Raw genomic sequence first — 20,519 nt, 5'->3', positions numbered from 1 at the left:
ATAGAAAATCTTTGAGCTTAATATTTTAATTGTCTCATTTACTTATTTAGCAAATCAATACTTTACTGATTTCCTAATATAATAGGCATTCCATCTTTAGACGATCCTATTACAACTACTTTTGCATTTGGAGAATTCGCCAATTCTAAAGTGGCTTGAATTCCTTTTTCTTTTAAAATATTTTCTGATAACGATGCATTTAAAATTTTGTTTGCCGTTGCTTTTCCTTCAGCATCAATTCTTTGACGTTCCGCTTCCTTTTGAGCTTTTTGAATAGTAAACTCATACTCTAAAAACTCCTGCTCCTGTTTTAATTTTTTTTCAATTGCATTTTTAATGGTAGTCGGTAGAGTTACATCTCTTACCAATACTTCATTTAACTGTATAAATTGATCATCTAATATTTTTTTTGTTTCATCAAAAACTTCATTCTGAATCACATCTCTTTTACTAGAATATATTTGTTCAGGTGTATATCTACCAACTACTGAACGAGCTGCAGATCTTAAAGATGGTAAAATAACTCTAGTCAGATATTCTTGTCCTTTTTGTTGATGTAAATCACCTAATTTATCCGTTTGTGGCATATACCAAGCACTTACTTCTAATTGAATGTCTAATCCGTTAGAAGACAATACTTTCATTTTTTCAAACAATTCTTGTTGTCTAACTTCATAAACAAAAACCTTATTCCACGGTGCTATAATATGAAAACCTTCTCCCAAAGCAGGCTCATCGGTCACCACACCTCCTCCAAAAGTCTTAAATAAAACCCCTGCTTTTCCAGATTCTATACTTATTGCCGATTTTGAAATAAAAATAATTCCCACGACTATTATGGCAATAATTATCGGTAGAGACTTTGGTATTTTCATGTTTTGATCTATCATTATTCGTTTGATTAAGTTAATTATTAATAATGTTGAATTTACGTATTATTATATGCTATTACTAATGATTTAGAGATTGATTGGCTTGACACTTACATAAAAAAACCACTTTAAAGAAAATTTCTTTAAAGTGGTTTATAAATTATATTTAAGAGTAAATTATGCAGTAATCATACCACCATCTACGTTTAATGTTTGTCCTGTAATATATGCAGACATATCAGAAGCTAAAAACACACATGCGTTTGCAATATCTTCTGGTTGCCCCCCTCTTTTTAAAGGAATTGCTTGTCTCCATCCATCTACAACAGCTTCATCTAATTTAGCTGTCATTTCAGTTTCAATAAATCCAGGAGCAATTGCATTACAACGAATATTTCTAGATCCTAACTCTAAAGCCACAGATTTAGTAAATCCTAACATTCCCGCTTTAGAAGCAGCATAGTTTGTTTGTCCTGCATTTCCTTGAACTCCAACAACAGAACTCATGTTAATAATAGAACCAGCTCTTTGCTTCATCATTGGACGAATTACAGCCTTTGTTAAGTTAAATACAGATTTTAAGTTTACTTCGATTACCTTATCAAAGTCTTCCTCAGAAATACGCATTAATAAATTGTCTTTTGTAATACCAGCATTATTAATTAATACATCAATCGTTCCAAATTCTTTTAAAACATCAGCAGCCAATGCTTGAGCTGCATCAAATTCTGCTGCATTAGATTGATATCCTTTAGCTTTTACACCAAAAACAGCTAATTCTGTTTCTAAAGCATTTGCAGCCTCAACAGATGAACTATATGTAAAAGCAATATTAGCTCCTTGCTTAGCAAATTCTAATGCTATTCCTTTACCAATTCCTCTTGTTGCACCAGTAATGATGGCTGTTTTATCTTGTAATAATCCCATTCTTTGTTTTTTTATTTTGCAACTCCGGCTAAAACACTTGCAATTGCTTCACCAATTTTTGCAGGTGATGCTACCACGTGAATTCCATTCTCTGCTAAGATTTCCATTTTAGCTTGTGCAGATTCTCCTTCACCACTTACAATAGCTCCAGCGTGTCCCATAGTACGACCAGCAGGTGCAGTTTGTCCAGCAATAAATCCTACAACTGGTTTTCTGTTACCATCTGCTTTGATCCATCTAGCAGCTTCTGCTTCTAATTGACCTCCAATTTCACCAATCATTACAATTGCCTCAGTTTCTGGGTCATTCATCAACAATTCTACAGCTTCTTTAGTAGTAGTTCCAATAATTGGATCTCCACCAATACCAATTGCAGTTGTAATTCCATAACCTTGTTTTACTACTTGGTCGGCAGCTTCATAAGTTAAAGTTCCTGATTTAGAAACAATACCTACATTCCCTTTCTTAAAGATAAATCCTGGCATAATACCAACTTTAGCTTCACCAGGAGTAATTACTCCTGGACAGTTAGGTCCAATTAAACGAGTTTCTTTATTTTGTAAATAAGCTTTTACTTTTACCATATCTCCAACAGGAATTCCTTCAGTAATACATATAATTACTTTAATTCCTGCATCAGCAGCTTCCATAATTGCATCTGCAGCAAATGCCGGTGGTACAAAAATAATAGTTGTATCAGCTCCTGCTTTATCAACAGCATCTTGTACTGTATTAAAAACTGGTCTACCTAAATGCTCTTGTCCTCCTTTTCCTGGAGTAACTCCACCAACTACATTTGTTCCGTATTCAATCATTTGAGAAGCATGAAAAGTTCCTTCACTTCCTGTAAATCCTTGAACTATAATTTTAGAATCCTTATTTACTAAAACACTCATTTAATTTTATTTTTGATTAAAATTCATTGCAAACAAATATAAATATTTGTTTGCAATATCTGTCCTTTTAATTTTTTTATCACAAATAAATAAAACCTGTAATAATTTTATAAAAAACACCCAAAATGAAAATCCATTTTGGGTGTTTTTTTATTTATAATACTGCTACTTAGACCTTAATTCTTTCTTGATAAGTTCCTTTTGCTGTTTCAATTTTTATCATATCTCCTTCGTTTATAAACAAAGGTACGTTTACAGAAGCTCCTGTTTCTACAGTAGCTGGCTTAGTTGCATTTGTAGCTGTATTACCTTTTACACCTGGTTCTGTATAAGTAACTTCTAAAATTACTGATTGAGGCATTTCTACAGCTAATGGCATTTCATCTTCTGCACGAACAATAACAGTTACTACTTCTCCTTCTTTTAACAAATCTGGAGCATCTAAAGCAGCTTTATCTAAAGTGATTTGATTATAATCATCTGTATTCATAAAGTTAAAGGTATCTCCTTCTGCATATAAATACTGATATTTTCTTGTTTCAACTCTAACTTCATCAATTTTATGTCCAGCAGAAAAAGTATTATCAATAACTTTTCCTGAGGTTAAACTTTTTAATTTAGTTCTTACAAAAGCAGGTCCTTTCCCTGGTTTTACGTGTTGAAATTCTACTACTTTGAAAGTGTCACTGTTATAAACAATACACAATCCGTTTCTAATATCTGATGTTGTTGCCATCTTAAAAATTTTATTCTTAATTACTAAAATATCCCTTCATAATTCCTCTTTGTGAATTTTGGATGAATTTAATGATATCATCTCTTTCACTTGAAGCTTCCATTTCTGCTTCTATAATTCTAATTGCCTGTGAATTATTGTATTTACTTTGAAACAGGATTCTATAAATATTCTGGATTTCTCTAATTTTTTCAACTGAAAAACCTCTTCTTCTCAAACCAACGGAGTTAATTCCGACATAAGACAATGGTTCTCTACCTGCTTTAACATATGGAGGGACGTCTTTTCTTACCAAAGATCCACCTGTTACAAATGCATGATCTCCAATAGAGCAAAATTGATGAATAGCTGTCATACCTGCTAAAATAACATTGTCTCCAATATTAGTATGCCCTGCTAAAGTACTCCCGTTAGAAAAAATACAATTATCCCCCACAATACAATCATGTGCCACATGACAATAAGCCATAATTAAACAGTTGTCACCTATTACAGTTTTCATTCTATCTGAAGTCCCTCGGTTAATAGTTACACACTCACGAATGGTAACATTATTCCCTATCACTGTAGTGGTTTCTTCACCATCATATTTTAAATCTTGAGGCATTGCAGAAATTACTGCTCCTGGAAAAATTTTACAATTTTCTCCAATAATAGCCCCTTCCATAATGGTTACATTAGAACCAATCCACGTACCTGAACCAATGGTTACATTATTATGGATAGTTGTAAATGGCTCAATAACAACATTACGTGCAATTTTTGCACCTGGATGAATATAAGCTAGTGGTTGATTCATATTTATTTATTTTTTCTTAACTATTTGAGCCATTAATTCAGCCTCTACTACTATTTTACCATTTGCATAACCAACAGATCTCATATGACAGATTCCTCTACGAATAGGGGAAATTAATTCCGCTTTAAAAATAAGGGTATCCCCGGGTAATACTTTTTGTTTAAACTTAACATTATCCATTTTCATGAAGTATGTTAAATAGTTTTCAGGATCGGGTACTGTACTTAACACCAAAATTCCTCCACATTGTGCCATAGCTTCTATTTGTAACACTCCTGGCATTACTGGAGCATCTGGAAAATGTCCTACAAAAAATGGTTCATTCATAGAAACATTTTTCATTCCAACCACATAGTCATCTGTCAATTCTAAAATTCTATCAATTAACAAAAATGGTGGCCTATGTGGTAATAACTTCATGATTTGGTGAATATCCATCAAAGGTGGTTGATTCAAATCATATGAAGGAACACTTTTTCTTTTTTCTTGTTTGATAATGTTAGCCAAACGTTTTCCGAAAGAAGTATTTATTTTATGCCCTGGCTTATTGGCAATTACTTTTCCTCTAATGCGAGTTCCTACCAAAGCTAAATCTCCAATAACATCTAATAATTTATGTTTAGCAGCTTCGTTAGCCCAATGCAATTCCAAATTATCTAAAATTCCATTTGGTGTTACTTTAATATCATCTTTACCAAATGCTTTCTTTAATTTTTCTAAAGTTTCATTTGATATTTTTTTATCAACATAAACAATAGCATTGTTTAAATCACCTCCTTTAATTAAGTTGTGCTCTAACAACATTTCTAATTCATGTAAAAAACTAAAAGTACGTGCTGCTGATATTTCTTCTTTAAAATCTGAAATACGATTTAAAGTAGCATTTTGAGTTCCTAAAATTTTAGTCCCAAAATCTACCATAGTCGTTATTTGGTATTCATCTGCAGGCATTAAAATAATTTCACTTCCGGTAGCTTCGTCTTTATATGAAATAATATCTTTTACAATATATTCATCAACCGGAGCTTGTTGCTCAACAATACCTGCTGATTCTAAAGCTTCTATAAAATATTTTGAAGAGCCATCCATAATTGGAGGTTCTGATGCATTCATTTCAATCGTTAAATTATCAATTCCTAAACCTACAGCTGCTGCCAACACATGCTCTGAAGTATTGATACTCACACCTTTTTTCTCTAGATTGGTACCTCTTTCTGTCTCTGTAACATATTCTACCTTGGCTTCAATGACTGGATTCCCTTCTAAATCTACACGAACAAACGCATATCCATAATTTTCTGGAGCAGGTTTAAATACCATTGTAACTTCTTTTCCAGTATGTAAGCCCACACCTGTTAAAGTAACCTCCTTTTGGATTGTTTTTTGTTTTAACATGCTATTCTTATTTTAAGCTTTTGTTATTTCTTAATTCTTGAACAATTTCTGGTAATTTTTTAAACATCACGTAAGACTTATTATAATCTCCATAATCCATAGCTGGAATACCTCTTAGAACTTCGTTGTCTTTTATGTTTTTAGCTACTCCTGACTTGGCAGAAATTTTAACATTATCGCCTATACTTACATGTCCAGAAATACCTACTTGTCCTCCAAACATACAGTTTTTTCCTATTTTACTGGAACCTGCTACACCTGATTGTGAAGCTATTACCGTATTTTTACCAACTACAACATTGTGGGCAATTTGTACCAAGTTGTCTAATTTAACTCCTTGTTTAATAACTGTAGATCCCATAGTAGCCCTGTCAATAGTGCTATTAGCACCAATATCAACATGATCTTCTATGATTACATTTCCTATCTGTGGAATACTCTTGTAGACACCTGTTTCAGTAGGAGCAAAACCAAATCCATCAGAACCAATTACAGTTCCTGCATGAATTTTACAATTGCTCCCAACTATACAATCAGCATATATTTTTACCCCAGCAAATAATGTAGTATTGTCTTTAATTACAACATTATCACCAATATAACATTGTGGATATATTTTTACATTATTCCCTATCACAACATTTTCTCCAATATAAGCAAAAGCTCCTAAATAGATATCTTGTCCTAGTTTAGCAGAATCTGATATAAAAGTATTCATGTCAATTCCTACCTTCTGATTTTTATATTCATTATAGAATTCTAAAATCTGAGTAAATGCTTGATAAGCATCATCTACCTTAATTAATGTTGCACTAATTTCTGCAGTAGGCTCAAAAGATTTATTAACAATTACAATAGATGCATTTGTTGTATAAATGTATGAGGTGTATTTGGGATTAGATAAAAAAGTCATCGATCCTTTTTCTCCTTCCTCTATTTTAGCTAGTGTTGAAACTGTTGCAGAGTCATCTCCAACAATATCACCTCCTAAAATCTCAGCTATTTGTGTTGCTTTAAATTCCATGAACGGCAAAAATATAAAATTAAATTCTATTTAGGCTAATTTGATGCCTTTAGGATAACAAAGAAAATGTTTAATAACTGGCTTTGTTAATGCTTGTATATTCAATTGATCGGATGCCTCCACAATATCTACAATATCTCCATTTTTATAATATAAGTATATTTTACTTGAAGTATCGTTATATGCCTGATTAGAAATGGTATCTAACACAAAAAAGTATTTTAAATCTTCTTGTGACCATCCCTGTGTTAACATTTTATTCTTGATATTTTTAACATATTCAGGATCAAAACTTTCATTACTTAATTGAACTTTTAATAATTTTCTATTGATAATCATTTCTGATAATTGTGATAAAATTTTATCATCATGACTAATCCAGTCTTTTATAGCAGATAGAATATCGTAATCATCTAATCTAGAAAACGTTTTTAAGGTTTGTAATGTAAATGTTTCTTCTACTTCTTTATATAAAAAATAATGTAGTGCTTTACTACTTGGTAAATCTACCCCTTGACTAGCCAAATATTTAGCTCTAGCTAATAAATTTACCAACATCTTTTCAGCAACAACTCCAGCTTTGTGCAAATACACCTGCCAATACATCAACCTTCTACCTACAATAAACTTTTCTACGGAGTAAATTCCTTTTTCTTCAACCACCAATTGATCATTCACCACGTTTAACATATCTATCAAACGCTCTGAACTTATATTTCCTTCTGCTACTCCTGTATAAAAACTATCTCTCTTTAAATAATCCATTCTATCAATATCTAACTGACTAGAAACCAGTTGATTTAAAAACTTACGTGGATATTTACCTTCAAAAATTTCGATAGCTAAATTTAGCTCCCCCTTAAATTCTTTGTTTAATTCTTTCATAAACAACAAAGAAATTGCTTCGTGGCTTACTCCATCAACAATACTGTGTTCTAAAGCGTGGGAATAGGGTCCATGACCAATATCATGCAATAAAATAGCCATACAAACTCCATTTTTTTCATCATCAGAAATAATAACTCCTTTATTTTTTAACACAGTAATGGCCTTTTGCATTAAATGCATACAACCTACAGCATGATGAAATCTTGTATGGTGAGCTCCAGGATACACTAAGTTAGACATCCCCATTTGAGTAATCCTTCTTAAACGTTGAAAATAAGGGTGTTCTATTAAATCAAAAATTAATTTGTTAGGAATTGTAATAAACCCGTAGATTGGATCGTTTATAATTTTAACTTTATTGCTTGGGGTTTTCAATTTTTGTACTTTTAGTGTAGTACAAATATAAAAATCTAATTCCTTTATATTTAGTAAATCACAGATTCTTACCATATGAATAACATTGAAATTCTTTGGGTTGACGATGAAATCAATCTTTTAAAACCACATATTATATTTTTAGAAAACAAAAACTACAATGTCACTCCTTGTACCAACGGGGCAGATGCTATTGATTTAGTAAAATCTAATAATTATGATATTATTTTTTTAGATGAAAATATGCCTGGTTTAAGTGGACTTGAAACATTAACAAGCATCAAAAATATTCAAAACAACATTCCTGTGGTAATGATTACCAAAAGTGAAGAGGAATATTTAATGGAAGAAGCTATTGGTTCTAAAATTGCCGATTACTTAATAAAACCTGTAAACCCAAACCAAATACTTTTAAGTTTAAAAAAGAATTTGGATCATTCCCGTTTGGTTAGTGAAAGAACTACGATTAATTACCAACAAGAATTTAGGAAAATTTCTATGGAATTGGCTTCGGTAAATTCTCATTCTGAATGGATAGAAATTTATAAAAAACTAATTTACTGGGAACTTGAATTGGAAAATATTAGCGATGCAGGTTTATTAAGTATTCTTGAAAATCAGAAACAAGAAGCCAATCAGATTTTCTTTAAATACATTAAAAAAAATTACTCCGATTGGTTTTATGATGAGGATGCTCCCATTTTATCACATGAACTATTTAAAAACATTATTTTACCCGAAATAGAAAATAGTGATAAAACCATGGTTATTGTAGTTGATAATCTACGTTATGATCAATATTTAGTTTTAGAAAAAACCATATTAAAATATTATAAAAAACAAGATGAGATTCCTTTTTATAGCATTTTACCCACAGCAACTCATTATGCTCGTAATGCCATTTTTTCTGGGGTAACTCCTTTAGAAATGGCCACCAAACATAAAGATATTTGGTTAAACGAAAATGATGAAGGAGGAAAAAATATGCACGAAGAAGAATTTCTTAAAAGGCAATTACAGTCTTTAAGAAAAGATTTGCCTTTTTCTTATCATAAAATCAGTTCTCAAAAATCAGGAAAAGATCTTTTACAAGACTACAATCAATATAAAGACAATAAGTTTAATGTAGTGGTTTTTAATTTTGTTGATATGTTATCTCATGCTAAAACAGAAACTCAGGTAATTAAAGAATTGGCTTCTGATGACAAATCTTACAGAGCGTTAACAGATACTTGGTTTCAAAATTCTGCCATGTTAGAATTGATTCAGAAAGCACAAAAAGACAACATAAAACTGATTATTACCACAGATCATGGAACGGTAAATTGTAGTAAACCCACTCAAGTAATTGGTACCAAAGCCATTGCTTCTAATTTAAGATACAAAACAGGTAGAAGCATTACTTATCAAGAAAAAGATGTGTACGCCGAACACGATCCTAAAAGAATATTTCTGCCTCAGGAAAATATGAATAGCTCTTTTGTTTTTGCTAAGGACAATTTGTTTTTTGTATATCCAAACAATCAAAATCATTATACAAAATATTACAAAGACACCTATCAACATGGAGGAATATCATTAGAAGAAATGATTATTCCTTGTGTTATTTTAACACCTAAAAACTAATATGAATAAGCCCAAAATATTAACTAGTAAAACAAAAATTCGTTTTCAAGATTGTGACCCTTTTAATCATTTAAATAACGGTCGTTATATTGATTATTTCATCAATCAAAGAGAAGATCAAGTGATGGATGCTTATGGTATTGATATTTTTACCATGATTCTAAAGGAAAAAATAGGTTGGGTAATTTCCAATACACAATTGGCCTATTTGGTACCTGCTTATACAATGGAAGAAGTTGCTTTTGAATCACAAACCATTGCTTATTCTAAAAAACATTTACAAGCTGAAGTAAGAATGTTTAACAAAGATAAAACAGTACTAAAGTCTGTGGCTTGGATTAGTTTTGTTCATTTTGATTTAGAAAAAAACAAAACAACGGAACATAGTCCCAAATTCATGAAATTGTTTGAAGAAACAGTATTACCTCTTTCTGAACAAACTTTTGATGAAAGAGAAAGAAACCTAAGAACGATTAAGAAAAATTCTTAAGACTTTTATCTGTCAACATAGGTACAAAAGCACATTCTTCAATCACTTGTTTGTCAAATTCTTTAGCTGAATTACGAGTAATTAAAGTCATCATTTGTTGTGCATCCCCAACTGGAATTACCATCCTTCCCCCAATTTTAAGTTGGGCTAATAATGCTTTTGGTAAAAATGGAGCTCCACAAGTCACAATAATTTTATCAAAAGGAGCAAACTGAGGCAAGCCTTTATATCCATCACCAAAATACATATACTTAGGTTTATAGCCTAGTTTTGGCAGTAATAACTGCGTTTTTTTATACAATTCTTGTTGACGTTCTATCGTATAAACAACACCTCCCAATCTAACCAAAACACTGGTTTGATACCCTGAACCTGTTCCTATTTCTAATACTTTTTCACCTGGTTTAATTTCTAGTAATTGAGATTGAAATCCAACAGTATAAGGCTGAGAAATGGTTTGTTCGGCAGCAATAGGAAAAGCAACGTCTTGATAAGCATATTCTTCAAAACTGGCATCCATATACAAGTGTCTAGGAATTTCTTTAATAGCTAACAAAACAGCGGCATCTGTTACCCCTTTTTCTTGTAAAACGGTGGCCAATCTATTTCTTAATCCTTGATGTTTATATGTGTCCTTCATAATCCTAATAGAACACAAATATAAAAAACAAAAGCCCCAGAAAATAGAATTTCTAGGGCTTGAATGTAATATTTATAAACAATTTACTTCTGACGTTTTCTCAATTCAGCTGTAATATCAGTTAAGGTAAATCCTTTTGCTTGGAGTAACATTAGGTAGTGAAATAACAAATCTCCAGCTTCATACAAAAACAGTTCATCATTATTATCCATAGCTTCAATAACAGTTTCTACCGCTTCCTCTCCTACTTTTTGAGCAACTTTATTAATTCCTTTAGCAAACAAACTTGCTACATAAGATTTTTGAACATCTTTGTTTTTAACACGTTCAGCAATCACATTTTCTAAAGTGGTTAAAAAACCAAAATTTTCTGTATTTTCTTCTGCCCAACAAGTATCTGTTCCTTTGTGGCAAGTAGGTCCTACAGGTTTTGTTTGAATTAACAAAGTATCTTTATCACAATCGTTTTTAATAGATACTAATTCTAAAAAGTTTCCACTTTCTTCACCTTTAGTCCACAATCTACTTTTAGATCTACTGTAAAAAGTAACTTTATTGGTTGACAAAGTTTTGTCAAATGCTTCTTGATTCATGTATCCTAACATCAATACATTTTTAGTCTCAGCATCTTGTATAATTGCAGGAACTAGTCCTTTTTCGTCAAATTTAATTTCCATATTATTAAGTTTATAAAGTCTTAAAGTAAAAAGTGAAAAAGTTACTTTACAAACTTTTAAACTTTCAACATTAAAAACTTATTATATTCTTACAGGTATTCCTTGTCTTTTTAATTCTTGTTTTAAATCTGGAATTTCAATTTCTTGAAAATGAAACACACTTGCTGCCAAAGCTGCATCTGCTTTTCCATCTTTAAAAGTATCTACAAAGTGTTGCATATTTCCTGCTCCACCACTTGCAATAATAGGAATGTTTAATTCTTCTGACAAACGTGCCAAAGCTTCGTTCGCAAAACCATCCTTAGTTCCATCATTATTCATAGAAGTAAACAAAATTTCTCCTGCTCCTCTTTCTTCAACTTCTTTTGCCCAATCGAATAAATTTAGTTCTGTAGGAACTTTTCCTCCTACCAAATGCACTATCCATTCTCCATCAATTTTCTTTGCATCAATAGCAACTACAACGCATTGACTTCCAAATTTTTGAGACAACTCATTAACCAATTTAGGCCTTTTTACTGCTGATGAATTGATGGAAACTTTGTCAGCCCCATTCTGCAATAATATATCTACATCCTCTACAGATGAAATTCCTCCACCGACTGTAAATGGAATATTTACTTGTGCTGCAACACCTCTAACCAAATTCACCAACGTTCTTCTACGTTCCTCAGTGGCTGAAATATCTAAAAACACCAATTCGTCGGCTCCTGTTTCTGCATATTTTTTTGCCAATTCTACAGGATCTCCTGCATCACGCAAATCCACAAAATTAACCCCTTTTACAGTACGTCCATTTTTTATATCCAAACAAGGAACTATTCTTTTTGCTAACATCTTTCTTAGTATTAAGTACTAAGTACAGAGTATTAAGTAGCGTACAAAACTTTGTACTCAGTACTTTTTACTTTGTACTAATAATAAAATTCTCCAATTGTTTTAAGCTAATTCTATTTTCATAAATCGCTTTTCCAACAATGGTTCCTTCACACCCTAAATCTTTTAAACGAGGTAATTCATCAAAAGTAGAAATTCCTCCACTTGCAATTAACTTTACGTTAGGACAATCTTTTAATATTTTTTCATACAAGTCAAATGATGGTCCTTGTAACATTCCATCTTTAGCAATGTCTGTACAAATTACATATTGAATTCCTTCTTTTTGATATCCTTGAATAAAAGGAATCAAATCTTCATCAGATTCTTCTAACCATCCGCTAACTGCAATTTTTTCATTATTTGCATCTGCTCCTAAAATAATTTTATCTGCACCAAACTTAGCAATCCAACCTTTAAAAACATCCGCATTTTTAACAGCAATACTTCCTCCTGTAATTTGAGTAGCTCCAGATTCAAAAGCTATTTTTAAATCTTCATCTGTTTTTAACCCACCACCAAAATCAATTTTTAAAGAAGTTTTGGTTGCTATTTCTTCTAATACTTTGTGGTTTACAATATGACTTGCTTTTGCACCGTCTAAATCTACCAAATGTAAATGTTCTATTCCATGTGCTTCAAACTGCTTAGCAATTTCTAATGGATTTTCGTTGTAAACTTTTTTTGTGTTATAATCTCCTTTTGACAAACGTACACATTGTCCGTCTATAATGTCTATGGCTGGTATTATTCTCATTTATAATAGTATTAAGTACTGAGTACAAAGTAGTAAGTTTTAACTTAAACTTTTTTGAAGAGCATAATTCATCTTCTTTATTTCAGTACATAAATTTAATATTTCTTGAATTTCATTTTTATCAACTAGATGTAATCTAACCGTTAATAATATTTGTGTTTCTAATTCTGTAGTAGAACCATTTGCGATACTTAAAAAATGTTTAAACTCATTATTTGAATTTCTTCCAGCTCCTTCTGCAATATTTGAAGGAATAGAAACACTACATCTTTTAATTTGACTAACCAGTCCAAACTTTTCTTCATCAGGTAATAGTTTCATCAATAAATAGGTTTTCTCAACCAATTCCATTGACTTTTCCCATATTTTTAAATCCTGATACTTATTCATAAACTCATTACTTTGTACTAACTACTCTGTACCCTCAATCTAAAGATTGAGGAAATTCTCTAAAATCTTTGCTCCGTCTGTACTACTTTTTTCTGGGTGGAATTGCACTCCGTAAAAATTAGCTTTTTGCAAAGCTGTAGAATATTGCACTCCGTATTCTGTCGTAGCAATGGTTTCTTTTGTTAATGGAGCATAATAACTATGTACCAAATACATATAAGCTCCTTCTTTTACATCATTAAAAATCTTAGAACCCAAACCTTTAATTTGGTTCCATCCTATTTGAGGTACTTTTACAATGTTTTCAAAACGTTTTACATCAACATCAAAAATTCCTAATCCTGTTGTATCTCCTTCTTCAGAATATTTACACATCAACTGCATTCCTAAACAAATACCCAAAACAGGCTGTGTTAAGATCGGAATTACAGTATCTAATCCTGTAGCTTTTAACATTTTCATTGCTGAACTAGCTTCTCCCACTCCTGGAAAAATTACTTTATCAGCACTCTTTATTTCTTCAACATCATTACTCAAAACAGCCTCATATCCTAATCGCTCTATAGCAAATCGGATAGATTGTATATTTCCAGCTCCGTAGTTTATAATTACTATTTTCATATATTTTAGTATTGAGTACATAGTACAAAGTACAAAGTTAATACAGCAGTACCGCTAAAACTTAATACTCTTTACTCAGTACTTTGTACTGTTTTGCTAAAGCAAACCTTTTGTACTTGGTAAAAACATTTTATTTGCATCACGTTTTACAGCCATTTTCATTGCCTTTGCAAAAGCTTTAAAAATACCTTCTATTTTGTGATGTTCATTATCTCCTTCTGCTTTGATGTTTAAATTACATTTTGCTCCATCAGTAAAAGATTTAAACAAATGTAAAAACATTTCAGTTGGCATATCTCCAATCATTTCACGTTTAAAATCAGCTTCCCAAACCAACCAAGGTCTTCCGCCAAAATCAACGGCAGCTTGTGCCAAACAATCGTCCATTGGCAAACAGAAACCGTAACGCTCTATTCCTAATTTATTTCCTAATGCTTTGTTGAATAATTCTCCTAAAGCAATCATGGTATCTTCTATGGTGTGATGTTCATCAACCTCTAAATCTCCATCTACTTTTACAGTTAAATCCATTGCTCCATGACGACCAATTTGATCTAACATATGGTCAAAAAACTTGACTCCTGTAGAAATATCATTTTTACCAGAACCATCTAAATTTAGTTTGATGTAAATCTTGGTTTCATTGGTATTTCTTGTGATTTCAGAAACTCTATCTTCTAATTTTAAAAACTCGTAGATTTCTTTCCAATCGGTAGAAGTTAAGGCAATACAATCGTGAATTGCTTTTACATCTGCTTCAACTTCCTCTGCACCCAATTCAGGATTCTCTGATAAAAAGATTCCTTTTGCTCCTAAGTTTTTAGCCAATTCCATGTCGGTAATTCTATCTCCTAACACAAAAGAATTTTCTAAATCGTATTTTTCTTTATCAAAATACTGCGTTAACAAACCGGTTCTTGGTTTACGAGTTGGAGCATTTTCATGAGGAAATGTTTTATCTATATGAACTGCGCTAAAAATTACCCCTTCGTTTTCAAAAGCTTGAATTACTTTGTTTTGAGCTGGCCAGAAAGTATCTTCAGGAAAAGAATCTGTTCCCAATCCATCTTGGTTGGTTACCATTACCAACTCATAATCCAATTCTTCAGCAATTCTTGCCATGTAACGAAAAACCTTTGGATAAAATTCTAACTTTTCTAAACTATCTAATTGATAATCTACAGGTGGTTCAATACAAAGTGTACCATCTCTATCTATAAATAAAACTTTTTTCATCTTTTCAGTATCTAGATAAAAGTAAAAGGCAAAAAGACTACCACTTACTTAACTTCTTTAATTCTTAACTTCTTTTACTCTAACTCCTTCAAAGCTTTCATCAAAGCAATGTTCTCCTTAATTGTTCCGACTGTAAAGCGCAAAGTATTTTCACACAATAACTGTGTAGTTCTATTTCTAACTACAATTCCTTTTTCTATCAATTGATTGTATCGCTTGGTTGCATCATCTACTTTTACCAATAAAAAATTAGCATCGCTTGGATAAATTTTTTCTACAAAAGAAACCTCTTTTAATGCAATTTCTAAATTATCACGTTCTACCAAAACAGCTTCAATCTCCTCTTGTACATCTTCATAGGCTAGCAAACGCTCTAAAGCTTTTTGTTGTGTTAATTCGTTGATGTTATAAGGAGGTTTTATTTTATTTAGTACCGAAATAATTTCTTTAGATGCATAGCAAACTCCCAAACGAATTCCCGCCATACCATAAGCTTTAGACATGGTTTGACTTACAATTAAATTCGGATGTTTTGATAATCTAGTTACCCAACTTGGCTCAGAGGCAAAATCGATATATGCTTCATCTACTACTACTAATCCATTAAAACCTTCTACAATAGCTTTTACATTGGCATAGTCAAACAAATTCCCAGATGGGTTATTTGGAGAACATAAGAAAATCACCTTTGTATTTTCATCAACTGTTTCTAATATTTTAGACACATTCGGTTGAAAATTTTCTTTTAAAGGAACTTCTTTAATTGTGATATTATTCAAATTTGCCGACACATCATACATTCCGTAAGAAGGTGGCAAAGTGATGATATTGTCTTGTTTAGGCTCACAAAAAGCACGTAAAATCAAGTCTATTACTTCATCAGAACCATTTCCTAACAAAATATTTTCTTGAGCAACTCCTTTAATTTTTGCCAATTCCGATTTTACAGTTTTCTGCATCGGATCAGGATAACGATTCACTCCATTCTCAAATGGATTTTCATTCGCATCCAAAAACACCATATCATCAGTAGCTCCCTGAAACTCATCTCTTGCTGAAGAGTAAGCCTTCATATTGGCTACATTTTCTCTGATTATATTTTTTAAATTAAATTTCATCATAGTTGTTGGTTGTTGGTTGTTAGTTGTTGGCTGTTAGTACTAATAACTAAAAACCATCAACTATAAACTATTTTTTTAAACTATTCAACCTTAAAGTCACTGCATTTTTATGAGCATCTAATCCTTCTGCTGCTGCCATCAATTCAATTGCAGGACCAATATTCTGAATTCCTTCTGCTGTTATTTTTTGATAAGTGATTTTTTTTGTAAATGCGTCTAAATTTACTCCGCTATACATTCTTGCGTATCCATTGGTTGGCAAAGTATGATTGGTTCCTGATGCATAATCCCCCGCACTTTCTGGTGTTAAAGGACCAATAAATACAGAACCTGCATTCACTATTTTATCCAAATACACATCCTCATTTAATACATTTAAAATTAAATGTTCTGGAGCATATTCGTTAATCAATTCGTTTTGAGCATCAATACTATCTATTAAAATAGCACTAGAATTTTCTATAGCCAATCTTGCTACTTCTTGTCTTGGTAATTCAGCTAATTGTTTTTCTAACTCAATTTGAACTTCATCAATTAATTTTTGAGATTCCGTTACTAAAATCACTTGACTGTCAGCACCGTGTTCTGCTTGTGATAATAAATCTGCAACTACAAAACTAGCATCTGCATCCTTATCGGCAACAACCATAACTTCACTTGGTCCAGCTGGCATATCAATAGCCAATCCTTGTGTTAAAGCGTATTGTTTTGCTGCTGTTACAAACTGGTTTCCAGGTCCAAATATTTTATAAACACTTGGTACAGATTCCGTCCCGTAAGTCATCGCTGCAATGGCCTGAATTCCTCCCAACTTATAAATTTCTGTAACACCTACCAACTGAGCAGCAAATAAAATTGCTGGATTAATAGTACCGTCTTTTGATGGAGGTGTGCATAAAACTATTTTTGTAGCTCCGGCAATTTTTGCAGGAACTCCTAACATTAAAATAGTAGAAAACAAAGGTGCTGAACCTCCTGGAATGTACAAACCTACTTTTTCTATAGGCTTCATTTCTTGCCAACAATCTACCCCATTGACTGTAGAAATTACTTTTTTCTCAATTTTTTGAAAGGCATGAAACTTTTCTACATTGTTTTTAGCCAATACAATAGCGTCTTTTAATTCTTGTGAAACCAAAGGAATTGCATTGTCTATTTCTTGTTGAGAAACTTTTAAATCTGACAAAATTACACCATCAAACTTCTCTGTGTAATTTTTTAAAGCCTGATCACCGTTCTCTTTAATATCTTCAAAAACAGCTTTTACAGTTGCTCCTAACGTATTCGCTTCTTTAGCAGGACGTTGGGTAATTGCTGCCCATGTATTTTTTGCTGGATTGTTATATGTTTTCATTTACTTTTAGTACTGAGTACTGAGTATTGAGTATTAAGTACCATAGCTACGCTGTTTTGTACTTTATACTTTTACTTTGTACTATTATAAAACCATCTTTTCAATTTCCGTAGTTAAAATACCTTCTGCTCCTAAAGTTTTTAACTCATCTAGAATTTCCCAGAATTTATCTTTTGGAATTACTGTATGTATAGAACTCCATCCTTCTTGTGCCAATGGTAAAACTGTTGGAGATTTCATTCCTGGAATAACCTTGATAATATCATCTACTTTATCATTAGGAGCATTTAATAAAACATATCTGTTAGCACGACCTTTTAAAATTGCTTGAATTCTAAACTGTAATTTATCTAACAACGCTTGTTTTTCAGGAGATAATACTGGCGATTTTGTCAATACTGCCTCAGACCAAAACATTACTTCTGCTTCTTTTAAACCATTCGCAAATAAAGTTCCTCCAGAACTTACAATATCACAAATTCCATCAGCCAAACCAATATTTGGAGCAATTTCTACAGACCCTGCAATTTTATGAAAAGTTGCATTGATGTTTTTCTCCTTTAAATATTTTTCTAATGTATTTGTATAGCTTGTTGCAATACGCTTCCCTTCAAAATATGAAATATCTTTATAATCTACTCCTTTTGGAACCGCTAAAGAAACTTTACATTTAGAAAAACCTAAACGTTCAACAATAGGTAAGTTTTCACCTTTTTCAATCAAAGTGTTTTCTCCTAAAATTGCAATATCTACCACTCCATCTTCTAAATACTGAGGAATATCTCCATTTCTTAAATAAAAAACTTCTAAAGGAAAATTTCTCGCCGTAGCTTTTAACTGTGCATTACGATGATCAATAGAAATTCCACACTCTTTTAATAGTTGCAAAGAATCCTCATTTAATCTTCCTGATTTTTGAATGGCAATTTTTAACGTGCTCATTAGTATATAGTTTATATCAATTTTTAAAATAAAAAACCCGTTCGAGACAGCTCAAACGGGTTTGAAAATATATGTTTACATTACAACATAATCCTTCCAACTCGCTTAAGCGCAGTACTGGATGTGATGATGATGTAACTTTACTGAATTCATGTTCTAAATTTTATTCGACAAATATAACAATTCAATATGATTTTAAAAGCATTTAAAATAAAGAAAATACCATATCTTTAAAAATAATAAATAGTCAACATAATTAACTAATAATTGTGGTTAATTATATCAAAACATGCAGATTATGAATCAATTAAAAGTAGTAGGAAATCAAGAATGGTGTCGTTTTAATCATTTAGGAATACCTGCAATTAAAGCTAGAATAGATTCTGGAGCTAAAACTTCCTCTATTCAAGCAACAGATATCACACCGTACAAAAAAAACAAAGAAAATTGGGTTCGTTTCAATATCCAGCCACTAACAGAAAACAGAAGTATTTCTATTGAATGTGAAGCAAAAGTGGTTGGGAATAGAATTGTTAAAAGTTCTTCTGGTATACCCGAAAAAAGATATGTAATCAAATCTTATGTTACCATGGGAGATGATTCTTGGGAAATAGAACTTACTCTTGCTGATAGGGATAACATGGAGTTCAAGATGCTTTTAGGTAGGCAAGCCATGGAAAATAGAATGATTGTTAATCCATCAGACGAATTTGTTTTAGGAAAAATTAGTCCTGAAGAAATTGATCAGATGTACAAATCATTTGTGCTTACGAAATCAGGATTAAAAATTGCTGTTTTGGCTAGTAACCCTGAACTGTATTCTAACAAAAGATTAATGGAAGCAGGACGTGCAAGAGGACATGAAATGGTCTTTTTAAATGTGCAACAATGTTATATGAAGTTAGATACTGCTACTCCTGAAATACGTTATAGAGGTGGTAATGTTATTAATGATTTTGATGCGGTGATACCAAGAATTAAAACAAGTATGACTTTTTATGGTTGTGCATTATTAAGAATGTTTAAAACACTAGGAACATATTGTTTAAATGATGCTGAATCTATTAGCTCCTCTAGAGATAAACTTTTTTCTTCTCAATTGTTCTCAAAAAATGATATTCATATTCCCACAACAGGTTTTGCAAAATCACCTTTAGACACCAAAGATTTAATTCACATGGTAGGGGGTGCTCCATTAATTATTAAATTATTAGAAAGTACACAAGGTAAAGGAGTCGTATTAGCAGAAACAAATAAGGCTGCTGAATCAGTAATCAACGCTTTTAAAAGTTTAAATGCTAATATTTTAGTTCAAGAATTTATTAGAGAAGCAAATGGTAAAGACTTAAGGTGTTTTGTTGTTGATGGAAAAGTTGTTGCAGCAATTGAAAGGACTGCCGCTAAAGGAGAATTTAGAGCAAACATTCACCAAGGAGGATCAGCATCTATTGTCAAAATATCTTCTGAAGAGAAAAAACTAGCTTTAAAATCTGCTAAAATATTAAATCTTCCTGTTGCTGGAGTAGATTTAATCCGTTCTAATAAAGGGCCTTTATTACTAGAGGTAAACTCATCTCCAGGACTAGAAGGAATAGAAAATGCTACTGGAAAAGATATTGCAGGTACAATTATTCAAGCAATTGAAAAAAGATTGAAATATACTTCGTAAAATATTAGAATTATAAATAAAATTAAAAGCCGATGCTACTGAAATAGCATCGGCTTTTTTCATTTACTTTAAACTTTATTTACCTAATACTCATCTTCATTAAAATTTAGGACAAAAAAAACCTCATTCAAAAAGATGAATGAGGTTTCTAAAAAAAGGCGATGACATACTCTCCCAGCAATTGCTAGTACCATCTGCGCTAATAGGC

Annotated in this window: 21 protein-coding genes; 3 read left to right on the top strand and 18 right to left on the bottom strand. The window is 31.8% G+C overall.

Translation table 11 applies throughout. The annotated features are described in order from the left end of the window. Positions 1 to 62: 62 nt before the first annotated feature. From BUB70_RS07045 to BUB70_RS07010, 8 genes are all read right to left on the bottom strand, one after another. Positions 63 to 875: a prohibitin family protein gene (locus BUB70_RS07045; RefSeq protein WP_073120886.1), complete on the bottom strand. Its 813-nt coding sequence runs from the start codon at positions 873 to 875 to the stop codon at positions 63 to 65. A gap of 174 nt (positions 876 to 1,049) precedes the next feature. After that, entirely contained in the window at positions 1,050 to 1,799 is a 750-nt protein-coding gene (gene fabG / locus BUB70_RS07040; RefSeq protein WP_073119910.1) for a 3-oxoacyl-[acyl-carrier-protein] reductase, read from the bottom strand. A gap of 11 nt (positions 1,800 to 1,810) precedes the next feature. Next, a complete protein-coding gene (gene sucD, locus BUB70_RS07035) occupies positions 1,811 to 2,695 on the bottom strand; it encodes a succinate--CoA ligase subunit alpha (protein WP_073119909.1) in 885 nt (294 codons plus the stop codon). Positions 2,696 to 2,864: 169 nt separating this feature from the next. After that, a complete protein-coding gene (gene efp / locus BUB70_RS07030) occupies positions 2,865 to 3,431 on the bottom strand; it encodes an elongation factor P (protein WP_073119907.1) in 567 nt (188 codons plus the stop codon). Between the two features lie 16 nt (positions 3,432 to 3,447). Then, entirely contained in the window at positions 3,448 to 4,230 is a 783-nt protein-coding gene (gene lpxA / locus BUB70_RS07025) for an acyl-ACP--UDP-N-acetylglucosamine O-acyltransferase (protein WP_073119905.1), read from the bottom strand. Positions 4,231 to 4,236: 6 nt separating this feature from the next. Continuing rightward, positions 4,237 to 5,625: a bifunctional UDP-3-O-[3-hydroxymyristoyl] N-acetylglucosamine deacetylase/3-hydroxyacyl-ACP dehydratase gene (locus BUB70_RS07020; RefSeq protein ID WP_073119903.1), complete on the bottom strand. Its 1,389-nt coding sequence runs from the start codon at positions 5,623 to 5,625 to the stop codon at positions 4,237 to 4,239. A gap of 7 nt (positions 5,626 to 5,632) precedes the next feature. Next, positions 5,633 to 6,649 (bottom strand): UDP-3-O-(3-hydroxymyristoyl)glucosamine N-acyltransferase, encoded by a 1,017-nt coding sequence (gene lpxD / locus BUB70_RS07015; RefSeq protein ID WP_073119900.1) that lies wholly within the window; start codon positions 6,647 to 6,649, stop codon positions 5,633 to 5,635. Positions 6,650 to 6,679: 30 nt separating this feature from the next. Continuing rightward, positions 6,680 to 7,912 (bottom strand): HD domain-containing protein, encoded by a 1,233-nt coding sequence (locus tag BUB70_RS07010; protein WP_073120883.1) that lies wholly within the window; start codon positions 7,910 to 7,912, stop codon positions 6,680 to 6,682. Positions 7,913 to 7,987: 75 nt separating this feature from the next. On the opposite strand from BUB70_RS07010, the gene porX reads away from it, so the two are divergent. Next, on the top strand, positions 7,988 to 9,538 hold the full coding sequence (gene porX, locus BUB70_RS07005) for a T9SS response regulator signal transducer PorX (protein WP_073119898.1): 1,551 nt from the start codon (positions 7,988 to 7,990) through the stop codon (positions 9,536 to 9,538). Between the two features lies 1 nt (position 9,539). Continuing rightward, the gene (locus BUB70_RS07000; RefSeq protein ID WP_073119896.1) at positions 9,540 to 10,028 is read left to right on the top strand and encodes an acyl-CoA thioesterase; all 489 of its coding nucleotides are present in this window, start codon (positions 9,540 to 9,542) and stop codon (positions 10,026 to 10,028) included. On the opposite strand, the gene BUB70_RS06995 is transcribed toward BUB70_RS07000, so the two are convergent. The 10 genes from BUB70_RS06995 to hisG form a co-directional block, all read right to left on the bottom strand. Beyond that, on the bottom strand, positions 10,012 to 10,668 hold the full coding sequence (locus BUB70_RS06995) for a protein-L-isoaspartate(D-aspartate) O-methyltransferase (RefSeq protein ID WP_073119894.1): 657 nt from the start codon (positions 10,666 to 10,668) through the stop codon (positions 10,012 to 10,014). The two genes, BUB70_RS07000 and BUB70_RS06995, sit on opposite strands and share 17 nt — an antisense overlap. Before the next feature lie 83 nt (positions 10,669 to 10,751). Further along, positions 10,752 to 11,345 (bottom strand): bifunctional phosphoribosyl-AMP cyclohydrolase/phosphoribosyl-ATP diphosphatase HisIE, encoded by a 594-nt coding sequence (hisIE, locus tag BUB70_RS06990; RefSeq protein ID WP_073119891.1) that lies wholly within the window; start codon positions 11,343 to 11,345, stop codon positions 10,752 to 10,754. Between the two features lie 81 nt (positions 11,346 to 11,426). After that, positions 11,427 to 12,182, bottom strand: coding sequence for an imidazole glycerol phosphate synthase subunit HisF (hisF, locus tag BUB70_RS06985; protein WP_073119888.1), 756 nt, complete (start codon positions 12,180 to 12,182; stop codon positions 11,427 to 11,429). A 67-nt stretch (positions 12,183 to 12,249) separates the two neighbouring features. Beyond that, positions 12,250 to 12,978: a 1-(5-phosphoribosyl)-5-[(5-phosphoribosylamino)methylideneamino]imidazole-4-carboxamide isomerase gene (gene hisA / locus BUB70_RS06980; protein ID WP_073119885.1), complete on the bottom strand. Its 729-nt coding sequence runs from the start codon at positions 12,976 to 12,978 to the stop codon at positions 12,250 to 12,252. A 39-nt stretch (positions 12,979 to 13,017) separates the two neighbouring features. After that, positions 13,018 to 13,368 carry a four helix bundle protein gene (locus BUB70_RS06975; RefSeq protein ID WP_073119882.1) on the bottom strand — a complete coding sequence of 117 codons (351 nt, stop codon included), beginning with the start codon at positions 13,366 to 13,368 and terminating at the stop codon, positions 13,018 to 13,020. A 39-nt stretch (positions 13,369 to 13,407) separates the two neighbouring features. Further along, complete coding sequence (gene hisH, locus BUB70_RS06970; RefSeq protein WP_073119880.1) at positions 13,408 to 13,989, bottom strand: imidazole glycerol phosphate synthase subunit HisH; 582 nt, start codon at positions 13,987 to 13,989, stop codon at positions 13,408 to 13,410. Positions 13,990 to 14,085: 96 nt separating this feature from the next. Further along, a complete protein-coding gene (gene hisB, locus BUB70_RS06965) occupies positions 14,086 to 15,225 on the bottom strand; it encodes a bifunctional histidinol-phosphatase/imidazoleglycerol-phosphate dehydratase HisB (protein WP_073119878.1) in 1,140 nt (379 codons plus the stop codon). Between the two features lie 74 nt (positions 15,226 to 15,299). Continuing rightward, on the bottom strand, positions 15,300 to 16,346 hold the full coding sequence (gene hisC, locus BUB70_RS06960) for a histidinol-phosphate transaminase (protein WP_370456749.1): 1,047 nt from the start codon (positions 16,344 to 16,346) through the stop codon (positions 15,300 to 15,302). Positions 16,347 to 16,413: 67 nt separating this feature from the next. Continuing rightward, positions 16,414 to 17,700 carry a histidinol dehydrogenase gene (gene hisD / locus BUB70_RS06955; protein ID WP_073119874.1) on the bottom strand — a complete coding sequence of 429 codons (1,287 nt, stop codon included), beginning with the start codon at positions 17,698 to 17,700 and terminating at the stop codon, positions 16,414 to 16,416. Between the two features lie 84 nt (positions 17,701 to 17,784). Next, positions 17,785 to 18,642 carry an ATP phosphoribosyltransferase gene (hisG, locus tag BUB70_RS06950; RefSeq protein ID WP_073119872.1) on the bottom strand — a complete coding sequence of 286 codons (858 nt, stop codon included), beginning with the start codon at positions 18,640 to 18,642 and terminating at the stop codon, positions 17,785 to 17,787. A gap of 298 nt (positions 18,643 to 18,940) precedes the next feature. On the opposite strand from hisG, the gene rimK reads away from it, so the two are divergent. Further along, positions 18,941 to 20,311, top strand: a complete 1,371-nt coding sequence (rimK, locus tag BUB70_RS06945) for a 30S ribosomal protein S6--L-glutamate ligase (RefSeq protein WP_073119869.1) — start codon at positions 18,941 to 18,943, stop codon at positions 20,309 to 20,311. Positions 20,312 to 20,519 lie beyond the last annotated feature (208 nt).

The sequence above is a fragment of the Wenyingzhuangia marina genome (genome assembly GCF_900130035.1).
Taxonomy (GTDB): domain Bacteria; phylum Bacteroidota; class Bacteroidia; order Flavobacteriales; family Flavobacteriaceae; genus Wenyingzhuangia; species Wenyingzhuangia marina.
Note: the sequence above shows the minus strand (reverse complement) of the source record. Positions and strands in the feature narration are given on the sequence as shown.

Bases quoted from the DNA above. Each gene is read 5' to 3' on its own strand.
- BUB70_RS07045 (WP_073120886.1), bottom strand. From the start codon at position 875: ATGAAAATACCAAAGTCTCTACCGATAATTATTGCCATAATAGTCGTG.
- fabG (WP_073119910.1), bottom strand. From the start codon at position 1,799: ATGGGATTATTACAAGATAAAACAGCCATCATTACTGGTGCAACAAGA.
- sucD (WP_073119909.1), bottom strand. From the start codon at position 2,695: ATGAGTGTTTTAGTAAATAAGGATTCTAAAATTATAGTTCAAGGATTT.
- efp (WP_073119907.1), bottom strand. From the start codon at position 3,431: ATGGCAACAACATCAGATATTAGAAACGGATTGTGTATTGTTTATAAC.
- lpxA (WP_073119905.1), bottom strand. From the start codon at position 4,230: ATGAATCAACCACTAGCTTATATTCATCCAGGTGCAAAAATTGCACGT.
- BUB70_RS07020 (WP_073119903.1), bottom strand. From the start codon at position 5,625: ATGTTAAAACAAAAAACAATCCAAAAGGAGGTTACTTTAACAGGTGTG.
- lpxD (WP_073119900.1), bottom strand. From the start codon at position 6,649: ATGGAATTTAAAGCAACACAAATAGCTGAGATTTTAGGAGGTGATATT.
- porX (WP_073119898.1), top strand. From the start codon at position 7,988: ATGAATAACATTGAAATTCTTTGGGTTGACGATGAAATCAATCTTTTA.
- BUB70_RS07000 (WP_073119896.1), top strand. From the start codon at position 9,540: ATGAATAAGCCCAAAATATTAACTAGTAAAACAAAAATTCGTTTTCAA.
- BUB70_RS06995 (WP_073119894.1), bottom strand. From the start codon at position 10,668: ATGAAGGACACATATAAACATCAAGGATTAAGAAATAGATTGGCCACC.
- hisIE (WP_073119891.1), bottom strand. From the start codon at position 11,345: ATGGAAATTAAATTTGACGAAAAAGGACTAGTTCCTGCAATTATACAA.
- hisF (WP_073119888.1), bottom strand. From the start codon at position 12,182: ATGTTAGCAAAAAGAATAGTTCCTTGTTTGGATATAAAAAATGGACGT.
- hisA (WP_073119885.1), bottom strand. From the start codon at position 12,978: ATGAGAATAATACCAGCCATAGACATTATAGACGGACAATGTGTACGT.
- BUB70_RS06975 (WP_073119882.1), bottom strand. From the start codon at position 13,368: ATGAATAAGTATCAGGATTTAAAAATATGGGAAAAGTCAATGGAATTG.
- hisH (WP_073119880.1), bottom strand. From the start codon at position 13,989: ATGAAAATAGTAATTATAAACTACGGAGCTGGAAATATACAATCTATC.
- hisB (WP_073119878.1), bottom strand. From the start codon at position 15,225: ATGAAAAAAGTTTTATTTATAGATAGAGATGGTACACTTTGTATTGAA.
- hisC (WP_370456749.1), bottom strand. From the start codon at position 16,346: ATGATGAAATTTAATTTAAAAAATATAATCAGAGAAAATGTAGCCAAT.
- hisD (WP_073119874.1), bottom strand. From the start codon at position 17,700: ATGAAAACATATAACAATCCAGCAAAAAATACATGGGCAGCAATTACC.
- hisG (WP_073119872.1), bottom strand. From the start codon at position 18,642: ATGAGCACGTTAAAAATTGCCATTCAAAAATCAGGAAGATTAAATGAG.
- rimK (WP_073119869.1), top strand. From the start codon at position 18,941: ATGAATCAATTAAAAGTAGTAGGAAATCAAGAATGGTGTCGTTTTAAT.